The organism is Baekduia sp., assembly GCF_035318805.1.
Lineage (GTDB): Bacteria > Actinomycetota > Thermoleophilia > Solirubrobacterales > Solirubrobacteraceae > Baekduia.
Window position 1 is genome coordinate 79,717 of record NZ_DATHDY010000030.1, and the last position, 15,130, is coordinate 94,846.

A 15,130-nucleotide genomic window follows, 5' to 3' on the forward strand; every position below is an offset into this window, starting at 1 on the left:
TCCTCTACGTGCGGGCCGTGAGCGTTGTGACGCGTTACCTCGCAGCGCGGCGCCGCTCCAGCAGGAGGAGGCCGATGAGCGTCTTGGAGTCGCTGACCTCGTCGATGGCCTGGGCGAGGCGGTCGACCGGCCAGCGGACGATCTCGATGCGCTCGTCTTCGCCCGAGTCGTGCTCGCCGTCGGCGTCGCTGAGCTCCTCGGCGAGGAAGAGGTGCACGACCTCGTCGGTGAAGCCGACCGACGAGCGGTAGGCCTTCAGGGGCGTCCAGCGCGCGGCCTGCTTGCCGATCTCCTCGGCCAGCTCGCGGCGGGCGGACTCCAGCGGCGTCTCGCCGTCCCGGTCCAGCCGCCCGGCGGGGATCTCGAGGCTGTCGGGGTCGCCGACCGGCTCGCGCGGCTGGCGGACGAGCCAGATCGCCTCGTGGTCGACGGCGACGATCCCGACCGCGCCGGTCGTGTGGACGATCTCGCGGTCGGCCGTCTTGCCGTCGGCGTAGCGGAACGTGTCGTTGGTGACGGTGACGATCCGTCCCTCGTACTTCGTCTCGCCGGCGATGCGCTCGAAGGTGCGCTCGTCGTGGGCCATGCGGAACGCCCTACCCCTCCGCCACCGCGTCCAGCAGCGCGTAGGTCACGTCCAGCATGCCGTCCAGCGCGGCGACGCTCACGCGCTCGGTCGGCTCGTGGTTGCGCTCGGTGCCGTTGGCGAGGCAGACGGTGTGGAGGCCGGCCACCTCGAAGGCGTTGGCGTCGGCGCCGCCGCCGGAGGCGATCGGGCGCGGCGTGTAGCCGCAGGCGTGCAGCGCGCGCTGCGCGGCGAGCACGGCCGGCGAGCTCGGCTTGTGGCGGTAGCCGTCGAACAGGCGCTCGACGGTGACGTCGAGGTCGCACTCGCACAGCGGCTCGTTGGCGGCGTCGTGGCAGTGGTCGACCATCTCGGCGACGATCGCCTCCGCCTTGGCGGGGTCGAGGGAGCGCGTCTCGCCGAGGATCGCGCAGCGATCGGGGACGACGTTGGTCGCCCCGGCCGACCCGCCGGAGATCCAGCCGATGTTGGCGGTCGTCTCGTCGTCGAGGCGTCCGAGGCGCATGGCGGCGATCGCCCGCGCGGCGGCGACGATCGCCGAGCGCCCGTCCTCGGGACGGATGCCGGCGTGCGCGGCGCGCCCGCGGAACTCCGCCTCGAGCCGGTAGTAGGTCGGTGAGGCCATGACGATCTCCCCGATCGGCGTGGCGTGGTCGAAGACGTAGCCGAACGGGCTGCGCAGCTGGGAGACGTCGAACGCCTTCGCGCCCGCCAGCGCGGTCTCCTCGCGCACGGTGAACAGGAGCTCGAGGTCGACGGGCGCGGGTGGGTGGGCCGGGTTCCGCGCGCGCTCGGCCGCCAGCAGCATGACCGCGACGGCGGCCTTGTTGTCGGCGCCGAGGATCGCGTCGTGGCGGTTCTCCCAGCCGTCGTCGACCAGCACGGGCTCGATCGGCGTCGTGCCGTGCGGGACCGTGTCGAGATGCGCGCACAGCAGGACGGAGCGGCGGTCGGGCGCGACAGCGGGGTCCGTCCCCGCCGGGGGCGCGTACCGCGTGAACACGTTGCCGTGCGCGTCGGTGCTGCAGGCGTAGCCGGCGCGCTCCAGCAGCGCGGTGACGTGCGCGCCGACCGCCGCCTCCTCGCCGGAGGGCGACGGGATCGCGCACAGCTCCGCGAAGACCTCGTTGAGGCGGCGGCGCTCCGCCGCCGAGGCCCGTGTCATCGGGCCGGCCTCGCCGCGGGCACGGTCGTCGCCGACCGCCAGTGAAGCGCCCTCACCGCGTCTCGGCGGGCTCAGCCTCCGACGAGCGCGACGCGCGGACCTCGCCCTCGGGGTGCTGCTCCTCGGCGCGGCGCAGCGCGGCGCGCACGAACTCGCGGAACAGCGGCGCCGGGCGCTCGGGGCGCGACTTGAACTCGGGGTGGAACTGCGAGGCGACGAAGAACGGGTGGTCGTGCAGCTCGATCATCTCGACGAGGCGCTCGTCGGGCGAGGTGCCCGAAACGACCAGCCCGGCGCTCTCGAGCCGCTTGCGCAGCGAGATCGACACCTCGTAGCGGTGACGGTGGCGCTCGTAGATGACGGCCTCGCCGTAGATCTCGCGCGCGGCCGTATCGGCGTGGACCTTCACGGGATCGGCGCCGAGGCGCATCGTGCCGCCGAGGTCGGAGACCTCCTTCTGCTCGGGCAGGAGGTCGATGACGGGCCACTCGGTCTCGATGTCGAACTCGGTGGAGTTCGCGCCCGGCATGTCGGCCACGTGGCGGGCGAACTCGCAGACGGCGATCTGCATGCCCAGGCAGACGCCCAGGTACGGAATCCGGCGCTCGCGGGCGACGCGTGCCGCGCGGATCTTGCCCTCGATGCCGCGGCCGCCGAAGCCGCCCGGGATGAGGATGCCGTCGGCGTTGCTGAGCCGCTGCACGGCCATCTCGTCGGTTTCGAGCGTCTCGGAGTCGACCCAGTCGACCTCGACCTTGGCCTCGTGCAGGAAGCCGGAGTGGCTGAGGGCCTCGGTGACCGACTTGTAGGCGTCCTCGAGCGCGACGTACTTGCCGACGAGCGCGATCTTGACCGTCTGCGTCGCGCGCTCGGCGCTGTCCATCAGCGCGCGCCACGCCGACAGGTCCGCCTCGGGCGCGTCTTCGACGCCGAAGTACTCGCAGATGAAGTCGTCGACGTCGTGGTCGGCGTACCAGAGCGGCACCTTGTAGATGTTGTCGACGTCGACCGCCGAGACCACCGCCTCGACCGGCAGCGACGCGAACAGCGCGATCTTCTTGCGGATGTCGAGGTCGAGCTCGTTCTCGGCGCGGCAGAGCAGCATGTCGGGCTGGATGCCGATCCGGCGCAGCTCGTTGACGGAGTGCTGCGTCGGCTTGGTCTTCAGCTCGCCCGCGTGCCCGATGTACGGCACCAGCGTCAGGTGCAGGAACATCGTGTTGCGCCGGCCGACGTCCACCGGGAACTGGCGGATCGCCTCGAGGAACGGCAGCGATTCGATGTCGCCGACCGTGCCGCCGATCTCCGTGATGACGAAGTCGACGTCGTTGGTCTCGCCGATCAGCTTGATGCGGTGCTTGATCTCGTCGGTGATGTGCGGGACGACCTGCACCGTGCCACCGAGGTAGTCGCCGCGGCGCTCGCGCCGGATCACCGAGTTGTAGATCCCGCCCGCGGTGACGTTCGACGCGCGGCTGGCGTTCGAGTCCGTGTAGCGCTCGTAGTGGCCGAGATCGAGGTCGGTCTCCGCGCCGTCCTCGGTGACGAACACCTCGCCGTGCTGGTAGGGCGACATCGTGCCGGGGTCGACGTTGATGTACGGATCGAACTTCTGGAGGCCCACCGTGAAGCCCTTGGAGACCAGCAGCCGACCGATCGAGGCGGCGGCGATGCCCTTTCCGAGGGACGAGACGACACCGCCCGTCACGAAGATGTAGCGGGTCTTGCGGTGGGCTTCAGGCACTGAACGCTCGTCTCGGAAGGGGTAACGGGGTAACGCGATCCAAGGCAGCCAGGGTAGCCGCCAGAACGGACGACGTAATGTGGAGCGCCCAACCGAGGACCAGAAGGCATGGACAAGATCGCAAAGACCGAGGATCAGTGGCGCGAGGAGCTCTCGCCCGACCAGTACGCGGTGCTGCGCCGCCAGGCCACCGAGCCGCCCTTCACCGGGAAGTACGTCGACAGCAAGGAGGCCGGCGTCTACCGCTGTGCCGGCTGCCAGGCCGAGCTGTTCCGCTCCGATGACAAGTTCGACTCCCGCTCGGGCTGGCCGAGCTTCACCGACCCGGCGCTCGCCGAGGCCGTCGAGCTGCGCCAGGACACGTCCCACGGCATGGTCCGCACCGAGGCCGTCTGCGCCAAGTGCGGCGGCCACCTGGGCCACGTGTTCGACGACGGCCCGGCCGACAAGGGCGGCATGCGCTACTGCATCAACTCCTGCGCCCTGGAGCTGGACCCGCAGGAGTCATAGGACCAGGACCGTTCGGGCCGCGGTTGTGCGGCCGGAGCGGCGTGGTGCGCTCGGTGGCGTCGGTGCTTCGGGTGGGTGCTGCGGGCGGGGCTGGCTGGGCGGCACTCCGCGATGCTCGCCACCGCCCCTGCGCGACGCGCTCGCGTGTTCGTGCCTCGGGCGCTCGCTGCTCGCTCGCGCTGCTCGTGACGACGCGATCTGCCCTGGCATCGATCGCGCGCTTTCGCTCCGGAGCGGATGTCGACATCGACGGAGAGCCGCCTCGGTTCAGCGCCGCGGCAGCGCCCCTCCGCCCGGCGCGGCGCCCCGCGCCGGCGCTTCGCGCTCACGGCGCAGGCGCGTCGCGTCGTCCGCCTTCGGGTTCGCCTGAGCCCCGCGCCGACCACCACCGCCCCAGGCGCCCGCCCGACCGTCGAGGGACGACTGAACCGCGACTGTCGCGGTTGAGTCGTCCCTCGATCCCGCCCGCGGCGGGAGCGTGGGCGGCACATCCGTGGCGCTCGTCACGGAGTGCCACCTCGGCTCGTCCTCGGGGCAGCGCTCCGCGAGCGGCCACGGCGAGCGCTGAGGGTGCGCAGCCGCCGGCAGGGAGCTGTGGACGTAGCGGGGGTGCGTGATGTCGTCATCCGTCGCGGAGCGGCTAAGCGCGGGATCGATGCCCCCACAGCCGGCGCCACCCCGGCAGCGATACGAACGGCCAGCGCCCGATCCTCGGCGACGCGAGCGCGAAGCGCAGCGCGGGGACGACGTCACGCAACCCCGCCGACCACCAACGCCCGCGCACTACGCCCGAGCGTCGAGGGACGACTCAACCGCGACTATCGCGGTTGAGTCGTCCCTCGACGGCGCCCGTGGCGTGGTTTGCGGCCCGAGCGCGCGGCCCGCAAACCACGTCACGCGGCCTTGCGGAGCTCCTTGGCGTGACGGCGAGCCGCGACGTCGTCGGCTGGCGCGCCGAGCATGCGGACGAGTTCGCCTACGACCTGCTTCTCCTGGAGCTCGGAGACCGTGGTGAGCGCCGGCTCGCGGCCGGTGTCCTTGGCGATCGAGAAGTGGCGCGCCGCGAGTGAGGCCACCTGCGGCAGGTGCGTGATGCACACGATCTGACGGCCCTCGGCCAGGTGGCGCAGCTGCTCGCCGACCGCGCGGGCCGTGTGGCCGCCGATGCCCGCGTCGACCTCGTCGAAGACCAGCACCGCATCCGACCCGTCGTCGGCCGCGGGTGGGCGGGAGCCGAGGATCGCCAGCATGACGCGCGAAAGCTCGCCGCCCGAGGCCGTCTCGCGCAGCGGCGCCGGCGGCACGCCGGGGTTGGGAGCGATCAGGAACTCCACGGCGTCGGCCCCCGTGGGGCCAGCTTCGCGCTCGGCCAGCGCGATCTCGAAGGTCGCCGCCTCCATCGCCAGCTCCGTCAGCCGGCCGCGCACGTCCTTGGCCAGCGACTTGGCGGCCTTTCCGCGCGCGGCGCGCAGCTTCAGCGCCAGCGCCTCGCGCGCCTGGCGCGCCTCGCCCAGCTCGGCCTGGGCCTCCTCCAGCGCGACCTCCGCGCGATCCAGGTCGGCGATCCGCGCCCGGCACTCGTCCGCGTGGGCGAGCACCGCCGCGATCGTGCCGCCGTGCTTGCGCTTCAGCCGGTCCCACGCGCCGAGGCGCTCCTCGATCACGTCCAGCCCACCGGTCTCGGCGTCGAGGCCCTCGCCGTAGACGCGCAGCTCCCCGGCCAGGTCGTCGACCTCGATGGCCATCGCGCGCCAGCGGTCGGCCAGCGCGTCGAGCTGACCGTCCACGCCCGCCACGCCGTCCAGCAGCGCGCCCGCGCTCGCCAGCACCCCTGCCACCCCGCCCTCGTCGGCGGTCACCGCCTCGGCCGTCCCGAGCGCCGCGGCGCGCAGCGCCTCGACGTGGCGCAGGCGATCGCGCCGCGCCGTCAGCTCGGCCTCCTCGGCCTCCGACGGCTCGGCGGCCTCGATCTCGGCGAGCTCGAACTGCAGGAGGTCCAGCTCGCGATCGCGCGCGCCGGCGCGCTCGCGCAACTCGTCCAGCGAGCCTTCCAGCTCGCGCACCCGCGCGTGCAGCCTCGTATAGCGCTCCCGCCGCGCCCGCTGCTCGGGCCCGCAGGCGCCGTCGAGCACCTCCAGCTGCGACGAGGCCAGCATCAGCTTGCGGTGCTCGTGCTGGCCGTAGAACGCGATGAGCCCCTCGGCCGCCTCCCTCAGGTCGGCGACCGACGCGGAGCGTCCGTTCAGGTACGCGCGCGTGCGGCCCTCGGCCGACACCCGCCGTGCGAGCACGAGCTCGTCGGCATCGGGCGCGACGCGATCGCCCAGCAGCGCCCGCAGCCCGGAGGGTAGGTCGAACACGCCCTCGACGTAGGCCTCCGCGGCGCCCGGCCGCACGATTCCGGACTTCGACCGGCCGCCCAGCAGCAGGTCCAGCGCGTGGGCCAGCACGGTCTTGCCCGCGCCCGTCTCGCCGGTCAGGACGTTCAACCCGGGAGCGAGCCGCAGCTCGGCGCGCTCGATCAGCAGGAGGTTCTCGACACGCAGCTCGTGCAGCACGCCGCATGGTCTACCAGCGGCGCCGGACGAACACGCGTTCGCCCGGCGTTCCGGCACGGTTCCGTGACGAAGGCGCGCTACGACGCCAGCCGTCCGAACCGCTCCCGCACCCGCAGGTAGAACGAGGCGCCGGGCACCTGGGCGAGGTCCGCGGCCTCGCGGACGAAGCGCGACGCCAGCGCCTCCCCCGGTCCCAGCTCCCCAGCCGGCCGCCCGTCGATCGACACGTCGACCGGCTCGCGCGAGCGGTTGTGGACCTCGAGCACGTCGGTCGGCGAGACCACCAGCGCCCGCGCCGTGAGCGAGTGGGGCGCGATGAACGACACGACGTAGCCCTCCACGCCCCACGCCAGCACCGGCCCGCCGTTGGCGAGGTTGTAGCCCGTCGAGCCCGCGGGCGTGGAGATCACCAGCCCGTCGCAGCGCACGGAGCCGACCTCCTGGCCGTCGACCACGTAGGCCAGCGTCGCGACGCGCTCGCCGAGCTTCCGGTGGAAGGACACGTCGTTGATCGCGGCCTGCGCGCCGCCCGGCGTCTCGAGCGCCAGCGCCGGCAGCGTCATGACGTCGAATTCGCCACGGAACGCCTTGGCGAACCCCTCGCCCACCTCGTCGGGGTCGATCGTGGCCAGGAACCCGACCTCGCCGAAGTTCACCGCGAACACCGGGACGCTCGTGCCCGCGTAGCGCCGCAGCGCGCGCAGGATGGTCCCGTCGCCGCCGAGCACGACGCAGAGGTCGACGTCGTCGCTCAGCGGTGCGTCGAGCTCCAGCCCCTCGGCCGGCGCGAGGTCGTGCTTGGCGACCTCCTCGCGATCGAAGCGCAGGACGTAGCCGGCGTCGATCGCCGCGCGGCGCAGCGAGTCCAGGGCCGTCGCGGTCTGGTCCGGCCGCCCATGCGTGAGCACGGTCGCGGTGCGCGGGCTCACGCCTGCACCGCGGTCTCGGTCGCCGCCGCGGAGGCGACGATGCCGGCGTCGTCCAGCGCGCCGGCGCGGCCGCCCTCCGCCAGCCATGCGAAGGACTCGCGGTTGCCCTTGGGGCCGGGGAGCCCCGACGACACGAACCCGAGGACCGACACGCCCGAGGCGTCGCGCACGTTGCGCGCGACCTCGACCAGCGCGGCGCACCGGGCCTCCGGCTCGCGCACCACCCCGCCACTGCCGATCCGGTCGCGGCCGACCTCGAACTGGGGCTTGATCATCGTGAGCGCGTCGAAGCGCGGTGCGGCACAGGCGAGCACGGCGGGCAGCACCTTCGTCAGGGAGATGAACGACACGTCGGCGACGATCAGGTCGGGAGCGTAGGGCAGCTCGTCGCGTTGCATGCGGCGGGCGTTGGCGCGCTCGATCACGGTCACGCGGTCGTCGGTGCGCAGCGACCAGTCCAGCTCGCCGTAGGCGACGTCGTAGGCCACGACGTGCTCGGCGCCCTCCTGCAGCAGGCAGTCGGTGAAGCCGCCCGTCGAGGCGCCGACGTCCAGGGCGCGGCGCCCGGCGACCTCGACCCCGAGCGCCGCCAGCGCGTTGGCGAGCTTGACCCCGCCGCGCGAGACGAAGCGCGGGCGCTCGTCGACCGCGACGACGACGTCCTCGGGCACGAGCTGCCCGGGCTTGGCCGCCCGATCGCCGCGGGCGCCGACGCGCACCTCGCCTGCCATGACCGACGCGGCCGCGCGCGAGCGTGACGGGAAGAGCCCGCGCTGGTGCAACAGGGTGTCCAACCGGACCTTGGCCACGCGGAAACCGTACCGTCGCGGCCAGCGGCCCCCGGTGCGAGCCGCGCGGCGGGTCTCCGCAGGGGCCCGCCGGCGCCGCTCAGCGGAGCACTGTGTCCGTGCTCACAGTGCTCCCGTCCCACATGCGGCATCTTGTGTTCAGCGAAGGGAACGGCGGCCAGCAGGGCCGCAGCGACACCCAAGACTTCTCTCATCGCTCGCCGGCTTCGGCCGGTCCCACATACGACACACATAGCAGTATCTCTCCTCCCCTGAAACGGCCTGCCTCTCCCGGCGGGCCGTTTCTCTTTGTGCGGACGCCCGGTCGACAACCGGCCATCGCCGCTCAGGATCCGCACCGGTCCGACCGATGACGGAAGGGATGGCCGAGCACCTCACCCTGGCGGCCACCGCGCCCCCCAGCGCCCCCGCCCACGACGCGGAAGTCCTCTTCGCGCGCCAGCCGATCCTCGACGCCGACAGCCGGCTGGCCGGCTACGAGCTGCTGTACCGCGGCGAGGGTCAGGAGAGCCCGCACGCCGCGACCTCGCGCGTGGCGGCCAGCGCCCTGAGCGATCTCGGCCTGCGCAGCGCCACCGGCGGCGCCCCGGCGTTCCTGAACGTCACGACCGAGTTCCTGCTGGCGATGGACCCGCTGCCGTTCGGCCCGGAGGGCGTGATCCTCGAGATCGCCGCCGACCGCGTCCCCGACGGCCCGCTGCTGGACCGCCTCGGCCGCCTGCGCCAGCACGGGTACATGCTGGCCCTCGACGGCTACGCGGGCCAGCCCACGGCCGAGCCGTTGCTGGACTTCGCCGCGCTGGCGAAGGTCGAGGCGCGCGACTCGGGCGCCAGCCAGCTGACGACGCTCGTCGCCAAGCTCCGCGGTCGCGGCCTGCGCCCCGTCGCCACCGGCGTCGAGTCGCACACCGATCACGACCGCTGCGTCGACGCCGGCTTCGAGCTCTTCCAGGGCGACTTCGTGTGCCGCCCGCGCGAGATCATGGGCCACAACGTGCCGACAGCGAGCATCGGCGCGCTGCGACTGGCCGCCGGGATCTCGGCGGCGGACACCAGCGTCGACGAGCTCGAGAAGGCCATCGCGCTGGATCCGGGCCTGAGCCTGCGGCTGCTCCGCTTCGTCAACAGCGCCGCGTTCTCCCTGCGCCACCAGATCAAGTCGGTCCGCCAGGCGATCGTGCTGCTGGGCCCGCGCACCGTGCGCCAGTGGGCGATGCTCCTGCTGCTCTCGGGCATCGACGAGCAGCGCGGCCCCCTCCTCATCACGGCGCTGTCGCGCGGCCGCACCTGCGAGGCGATCGCCCGCCGGCTCGGCGCCGACGACGCCGACGCCTACTTCTTCACCGGGATGCTCTCGGTCGTCGACGCGCTGCTGGACAAGCCGATGGACGAGGCCGTCGCCGACCTGCCGCTCTCCGAGGACGTCGTCGCCGCGCTCGTCGACCGCGCCGGCGGCAAGGGGCGCACGCTGACGATGGCCGAAGCCTGCGAGCGGGGCGCGTGGGACGAGGCGGCGCTGCCCGGCCTGGACGCCGGCGAGCTCGGCGTGCTGCACGTCGAGGCGCTCACGTGGGCCGACGGCACCGCCGCCGGCCTGATGTGAGCGCGCCCTAGTCCTCCGCGCCCAGGCGCCGCGCGCAGGACGCCGAGCCCAGCCACGTGTGCGGGGCGCCGGCCCAGCACCAGCCGAGCTTCGGCGCGCCCTTGCTGATCCACAGCGCGGTCACGCGGCGGTCGCCGCAGCGCGAGCCGACGAGCGAGAAGCCGGCGTTCTCGGCGACCGCCTCGGGGAACTGCGTCACCAGCGCGACGCCCTCATCGATGGTCAGCACCGACCGGTCACGGTCCTCGATCTGTGGCAGCGCCGCCTCCGGCGGGACGTTGCGCGTCGCGAAGCCGAGGTCGACGTCGGCGATCAGATGGGCGTCGCCGGCCGGCACCTCCACCCCGTCGATCGGCGTGAAGCCGGCCAGGTCGTCGGCGTCGATGACCGCGAAGCCGCGGCGACCGCGGCGCTCCACGCGGGTGATCGCGCCGTCGACGGGCACCAGCCCGGGGCCGATCACGAGGACGAACGGCACGACGCCCTGAGGCGCCCACGCGCCGGTGTCGAGGTCGGCGAGGCGCGCCTTGAGCGGCTGCAGCCGGGCGGCGAACGTGGCCGGCGACAGCCCCGCCGCCGCGGGGTAGCCGGTCTGGAGCAGGACGTCGACCTGGCGGTCGAACTCGGCGCCAAGGGCCACCGGAACGGAGGAGGAGGGAGAGGAGGTCAGCGGCATCCGGCGAACTATCACCCATATGGATGATAAGGTCAACCCCATGGCTGACAGCGTCGAGCCCACCCCAGCGCCGGCCCACGGCCGGCGCGCTCCCGCCCCGGGCCAGCGGCGCCGCGACGCCGAGCGCACCCGCCGCGCACTGCTGGACGCCGCGCTGGCCGAGTTCTCCGCCAAGGGGCTGGCCGGCGCCCGGGTCAGCGCGATCGCCGCGCGAGCCGGCGTCAACAAGCAGCTCATCTCCTATTACTTCGGTGGCAAGCAGGGGCTCTACCGGGCGCTGGCCGAGCGCTGGCTCGAGCACGAGGCGGAGCTGAACCGCGACGAGCTCTCGCTGGGCGACGTCGTCGCGGGCTACATCGCCGACAGCGTCGCCCAGCGCGACGTGCACAAGGTCTTGCTGCGCGAGTGCCTCGACGACGCGCCCGCCGCGGAGCCCGTCGTGGCCGACCGCGACGAGGTCGCCGGGCTGCGTCGCCGCCAGGAGGCGGGCGAGATCGCCGCCGACCTCGACCCCGCGCTGCTGCTCCTGGCCCTGCAGGGGATGGCCAGCGTCGGCATCGTCTTCCCCGGCGACGTGCGCGCGGTCACCGGCCTCGATCCCGCGCTGCCCGAGTTCGCCGAGCGCTACGGCGCGCTCGTGCGCCGGATCGTCGCGGCGCTCGCGCCCGCGGCGGGCTGACCCACCCTAGATGCCGGCGGTCTCGCGGGCCGCGTCGCCGAACCAGGCGATCAGCTCGCCGGCGGCGTCGACCACGCCGCCCCAGCGCAGGAAGCCGTGGACCAGGCCGTCGAAGGTCCGCTCCTGCACGCCGATCCCGCCGGCTCGCAGGGCGGCCGCGAGGCGCAGCCCGTCGTCGCGGACCGGATCGAGCTCGGCGACCGCGACCCAGGTCGGCGGCAGGCCGTCGTGGTCGGTGGCCAGCAGCGGCGCCGCGTCCGGGTCGCCGGCGCCGGCGCCGTCGAGGTAGAAGTCCCAGCAGCGCCGCATGTCGGCCCTGGTGAGCAGCGGGCCGTCGGCGAACCGGCGGTAGGACGCGCTCTCCAGCGTCGGGTCGAGCGCCGGATAGGCCAGCAGCAGCGCGCGCAGCGGCGGCCGGCCGTCGGTCCGCGCGTGGCGTGCGGCGACGACCGCGAGCTGGCCACCGGCGCTGTCGCCGCCCAGGACGACGTGGGCCGGGTCGATCCCCAGCTGCCGGGCGCCGACCTCCGAGCGCACCCAGGCGACGGTCGCGTCGGCGTCGGCGACCTGCACCGGCCAGCGGAGCTCGGGCGCCAGCCGGTACTCCACCAGTAGGACCTTGGCGCCCGAGGCGTTGGCCAGCGAGCGCGCGACGCGGTCGAAGGTCGGGATGTCGCCGACGTACCAGCCACCCCCGTGCAGCCAGACGATCACGCTGCCGGTCTCGGCGGCGTGCTGGGGCGCGTAGAGCCGGGCGGGCAGGCGGATCTCGCCGTGGGGCACGACGAGGTCGACCGCCGACGCCACGGGCTCGGCCGCGCCGCCCAGGCGCAGCGTCGCGTCGAGGTACTCGGCGCGCTCGGCCGCGAGGTCGGCGGGCGCCGGCTCGCCGTCGCTCGCCATCGCCTCCAGCAGCGCGCGGACCTGCGGGTGGACGGCGTCGAGCACTCGCGGCCACGCTATCCCACCGGCGCGCGAACGAGCCCCTGGGCGAGTTCGCGCAAGGGAACCTCGCCCCCTGGGCGAGCGTTCCCCTAGGCCTCGGAAAGCACTTCGCCGCGACCGGCGAAGAGCGCCGCCTCGACGCGGCGCGCGATGTCGCGCCCGGTGAAGCCGACCTCGGCGTGCAGCAGCGCGGGCTTGCCGTGCGTGACGTAGCGGTCGGGCAGGCCGACCCGCAGGATCGGCGGCACGGCCACGGCGGCGTCGTTGAGCGCCTCCCACACGCCGGACCCGAAGCCGCCCGAGAGCACGCCCTCCTCGACGGTGACCAGCAGCTCGTGGTCGGCCGCGAGGGTCCGCATCAGCTCGCGGTCGATCGGCTTGGCGAAGCGCGCGTCGGCGACCGTGACGTCCAGGTCGTGCTCGGCGAGCACGTCGGCGGCCTCGAGCGCCTTGCCGACGCCGCTGCCGTAGCCGATGAGCGCGACGCGCGAGCCCTCGCGCAGGATCTCGCCGGTCCCGATGGGGATCGGCCGCACGTCGGCGGCCGCGGGCAGCGCCACGCCGACGCCCTCGCCGCGCGGGTAGCGCAGGCCGAACGGGCCGCCGTGGGTCAGCGCCGTGCGCAGCAGGAGCTTGAGCTGCGCCTCGTCGCGCGGCGCGGCGAGCGTGATGTTCGGCAGCGGCCGCAGGTAGGAGATGTCGAACGCACCGTGGTGCGTCGGGCCGTCGTCGCCGACCAGGCCGGCGCGGTCCATCGCGAACGTGACGTCGAGCTCCTGGAGGCAGACGTCGTGGACGATCTGGTCGAACGCGCGCTGCAGGAACGTCGAGTAGATCGCGCAGACGGGCTTGGCGCCCTCGAGCGCCAGGCCGGCGGCGAAGAGCACCGCCTGCTGCTCAGCGATGCCGACGTCGAAGTAATGGTCGGGCTCCGCCTTCTGCAGGAGGTTCAGGCCGGTGCCGGAGTTCATGGCGGCGGTGATGCCGACGACGCGGCGGTCGCGCCGGACCTCCTCGATCAGCGCCTCGCCGAAGACCTGCGTGTACTGCGGCGGCGCAGGCGCCGCGACGGGGGCCGACGACGATGCGGGCTTGGCCACAGTAGGCGCGCGGTTGGTGATGGAGTTGGGCTTGGCGGCGTGCCAGCGCTCCATGCCGGCCAGGCCACCCTCCTCAGCGGGCGTGAACCCCTTCCCCTTGACCGTGGCGGTGTGGACGACGACCGGCCGCCCGGCCTCGAGGGCCGCCTTCAACGCGGCGCGCAGCGCGCCGACGTCGTGGCCGTCGATGACGCCCATGTAGGCCCAGTCGAGCTCTTCCCAGAACAGGCCGGGCGCCCAGAACGACTTGATGGACTCCTTGAGCTGCGGACCGAGGCGGTCGAACGCCGCCCCGATGCCGCCGGGCAGCGTCGTCAGCTTCTCCTCGACGCCCTCGCGGGCGTGCCACAGCTTCGGGTTGAGCCGGATGCGGTTGAAGTACCGCGAGAGCGCGCCGACGTTGGGCGCGATCGACATGCCGTTGTCGTTGAGCACGACGACGATCGGCGTGCCCAGGCCGCCGGCCTGGTGGATGGCCTCGAACGCGACGCCGCCGGTCATGGCGCCGTCGCCGATGACGGCGACGACCTTGCCGGCGTCCACGTCGCCCGCGAGCTTCATGCCCTCCTTGATCCCGACGGCGTAGCCGATCGAGGTCGACGCGTGGCCCGCGCCCATGATGTCGTGCTCGGACTCGTGGATCGCGCAGAACGGGGCGAGGCCCTCGTACTGGCGGATCGTCGAGAGCTGGTCGCGGCGACCGGTGAGGATCTTGTGCGGATAGGCCTGATGGCCAACGTCCCAGAGGATCTTGTCCTTGGGCGAGTCCAGCAGCGAGTGCAGCGCGACCGTGACCTCGCACATGCCGAGGTTGGCGCCGAAGTGGCCGCCGATCTCCCCGACGGTGTCGATGATGTGCTCGCGCACCTCCTGCGCGACCTGCTGGAGCTCCGCCTCCGTGAGGCCGTGCAGGTCCTGCGGGCGGTCGATGCGGTCCAGCAGGCGGTTGGTGGGCGTCATGAGGTTCGCGTGAAGATGAAGTCGGTGATCTGCTCCAGCTCGGCGGCGCCGTGCGGAGCGGAGCCCGACAGCGTAGCTCTGGCTGCGGCATGACAGTCGGCTGCGAGCTTCCTGGCGCCTTCGAGTCCGAACTCGGTCACGTACGTCCGCTTGCCGTGGCGCTCGTCGCTGCCCTGCGGCTTGCCGAGCCCCTCGTCGGTCCCCGTGACGTCCAGGATGTCGTCGACGATCTGGAACAGGACGCCGAGCTCGCCGGCGTAGCGGCGCCAGCTGGCGGTGGCCGGCTCGTCGTCCTCGACGGCGCCGGCCAGCAGCAGCGCGCACACGACCGAGGCGCCGATCAGCCGGCCCGTCTTGAGCTCGTGCAGCCGGCGCAGGTCCGCCGGCGTCTCCGAGACGCCGGCGACGTCGAGGTACTGGCCGCCGACCATGCCGTCCACGCCGGTGGCCGCCGCCAGCTCGCGGGCCGCGGCGAGCACCTGGGCGGGTTCGCCGGGCTGAGCGGTCAGCAGGTGGCGGAAGGCCTCGGCGTACAGCGCGTCGCCGGCGAGGATCGCGACGTCCTCGCCGAACTTCACGTGGCAGGTCGGACGACCGCGACGCAGGTCGTCGTCGTCCATCGCCGGCAGGTCGTCGTGGATGAGCGAGTAGGTGTGGATGAGCTCCAGCGCCGCGGCGAGTGGCAGGACCGAGTCCGCGTCGCGCCCGATCGCGCCCGCTGTTGCTAGCGCGAGTACGGGCCGGATGCGCTTTCCGCCGGCCAGCAGGCTGTAGCGCATCGCGTCCTCCAGCCCGCTTGTCGCCGGGGTGACGGACGGAAACCGCAGGCCCTCGAGATATTCCTCGACGCGATCAGCGAGGTGATC

13 protein-coding genes are annotated in these 15,130 nt (G+C 73.4%); 3 read left to right on the top strand and 10 right to left on the bottom strand.

Annotated features, from left to right (window positions below; translation table 11 throughout):
- Positions 1–34 precede the first annotated feature (34 nt).
- Genes VK501_RS07770 through VK501_RS07780 form a run of 3 tightly spaced genes read right to left on the bottom strand, consistent with a single transcriptional unit; the run spans position 35 to position 3,495 of the window.
- The gene (locus VK501_RS07770) at positions 35–586 is read right to left on the bottom strand and encodes an NUDIX hydrolase (RefSeq protein ID WP_324336316.1); all 552 of its coding nucleotides are present in this window, start codon (positions 584–586) and stop codon (positions 35–37) included.
- A gap of 10 nt (positions 587–596) precedes the next feature.
- Positions 597–1,751 carry a M20/M25/M40 family metallo-hydrolase gene (locus VK501_RS07775; protein WP_324336318.1) on the bottom strand — a complete coding sequence of 385 codons (1,155 nt, stop codon included), beginning with the start codon at positions 1,749–1,751 and terminating at the stop codon, positions 597–599.
- A gap of 52 nt (positions 1,752–1,803) precedes the next feature.
- Positions 1,804–3,495, bottom strand: a complete 1,692-nt coding sequence (locus tag VK501_RS07780; RefSeq protein WP_324336320.1) for a CTP synthase — start codon at positions 3,493–3,495, stop codon at positions 1,804–1,806.
- A 108-nt stretch (positions 3,496–3,603) separates the two neighbouring features.
- Between VK501_RS07780 and msrB the strand changes: the two genes are divergently transcribed.
- Entirely contained in the window at positions 3,604–4,005 is a 402-nt protein-coding gene (gene msrB, locus VK501_RS07785; RefSeq protein WP_324336322.1) for a peptide-methionine (R)-S-oxide reductase MsrB, read from the top strand.
- An 893-nt stretch (positions 4,006–4,898) separates the two neighbouring features.
- Here the strand turns inward: msrB and recN are convergent.
- From recN to VK501_RS07800, 3 genes are all read right to left on the bottom strand, one after another.
- Positions 4,899–6,563 (bottom strand): DNA repair protein RecN, encoded by a 1,665-nt coding sequence (gene recN / locus VK501_RS07790; RefSeq protein WP_324336324.1) that lies wholly within the window; start codon positions 6,561–6,563, stop codon positions 4,899–4,901.
- Between the two features lie 77 nt (positions 6,564–6,640).
- Positions 6,641–7,492 (bottom strand): NAD(+)/NADH kinase, encoded by an 852-nt coding sequence (locus VK501_RS07795; RefSeq protein WP_324336326.1) that lies wholly within the window; start codon positions 7,490–7,492, stop codon positions 6,641–6,643.
- Complete coding sequence (locus tag VK501_RS07800; RefSeq protein WP_324336328.1) at positions 7,489–8,301, bottom strand: TlyA family RNA methyltransferase; 813 nt, start codon at positions 8,299–8,301, stop codon at positions 7,489–7,491. Before VK501_RS07800 ends, VK501_RS07795 begins: the two co-directional genes overlap by 4 nt.
- 361 nt (positions 8,302–8,662) lie before the next feature.
- Here VK501_RS07800 and VK501_RS07805 point away from each other — a divergent pair, with 361 nt between their 5' ends.
- Positions 8,663–9,904 carry an EAL and HDOD domain-containing protein gene (locus VK501_RS07805; RefSeq protein WP_324336330.1) on the top strand — a complete coding sequence of 414 codons (1,242 nt, stop codon included), beginning with the start codon at positions 8,663–8,665 and terminating at the stop codon, positions 9,902–9,904.
- A 7-nt stretch (positions 9,905–9,911) separates the two neighbouring features.
- On the opposite strand, the gene VK501_RS07810 is transcribed toward VK501_RS07805, so the two are convergent.
- Positions 9,912–10,580, bottom strand: coding sequence for a DUF5701 family protein (locus tag VK501_RS07810; RefSeq protein ID WP_324336332.1), 669 nt, complete (start codon positions 10,578–10,580; stop codon positions 9,912–9,914).
- Positions 10,581–10,620: 40 nt separating this feature from the next.
- Between VK501_RS07810 and VK501_RS07815 the strand changes: the two genes are divergently transcribed.
- Positions 10,621–11,259, top strand: a complete 639-nt coding sequence (locus VK501_RS07815) for a TetR family transcriptional regulator (RefSeq protein WP_324336334.1) — start codon at positions 10,621–10,623, stop codon at positions 11,257–11,259.
- A gap of 6 nt (positions 11,260–11,265) precedes the next feature.
- Here the strand turns inward: VK501_RS07815 and VK501_RS07820 are convergent, their stop codons facing one another.
- From VK501_RS07820 to VK501_RS07830, 3 genes are all read right to left on the bottom strand, one after another.
- Positions 11,266–12,207, bottom strand: a complete 942-nt coding sequence (locus VK501_RS07820) for an alpha/beta hydrolase (RefSeq protein WP_324336336.1) — start codon at positions 12,205–12,207, stop codon at positions 11,266–11,268.
- Between the two features lie 86 nt (positions 12,208–12,293).
- Complete coding sequence (gene dxs, locus VK501_RS07825; RefSeq protein ID WP_324336338.1) at positions 12,294–14,264, bottom strand: 1-deoxy-D-xylulose-5-phosphate synthase; 1,971 nt, start codon at positions 14,262–14,264, stop codon at positions 12,294–12,296.
- The coding region (locus VK501_RS07830) for a farnesyl diphosphate synthase (RefSeq protein ID WP_324336340.1) at positions 14,261–15,130 on the bottom strand (870 nt) is incomplete at its 5' end. The genes VK501_RS07830 and dxs, both read right to left, overlap by 4 nt.

What these genes read in the sequence shown, in the direction of transcription:
- VK501_RS07775 (WP_324336318.1), bottom strand. Translation starts at nt 1,751, where the DNA reads ATGACACGGGCCTCGGCGGCGGAGCGCCGCCGCCTCAACGAGGTCTTC.
- dxs (WP_324336338.1), bottom strand. Translation starts at nt 14,264, where the DNA reads ATGACGCCCACCAACCGCCTGCTGGACCGCATCGACCGCCCGCAGGAC.
- msrB (WP_324336322.1), top strand. Translation starts at nt 3,604, where the DNA reads ATGGACAAGATCGCAAAGACCGAGGATCAGTGGCGCGAGGAGCTCTCG.
- VK501_RS07770 (WP_324336316.1), bottom strand. Translation starts at nt 586, where the DNA reads ATGGCCCACGACGAGCGCACCTTCGAGCGCATCGCCGGCGAGACGAAG.
- VK501_RS07815 (WP_324336334.1), top strand. Translation starts at nt 10,621, where the DNA reads ATGGCTGACAGCGTCGAGCCCACCCCAGCGCCGGCCCACGGCCGGCGC.
- VK501_RS07805 (WP_324336330.1), top strand. Translation starts at nt 8,663, where the DNA reads ATGGCCGAGCACCTCACCCTGGCGGCCACCGCGCCCCCCAGCGCCCCC.
- VK501_RS07810 (WP_324336332.1), bottom strand. Translation starts at nt 10,580, where the DNA reads ATGCCGCTGACCTCCTCTCCCTCCTCCTCCGTTCCGGTGGCCCTTGGC.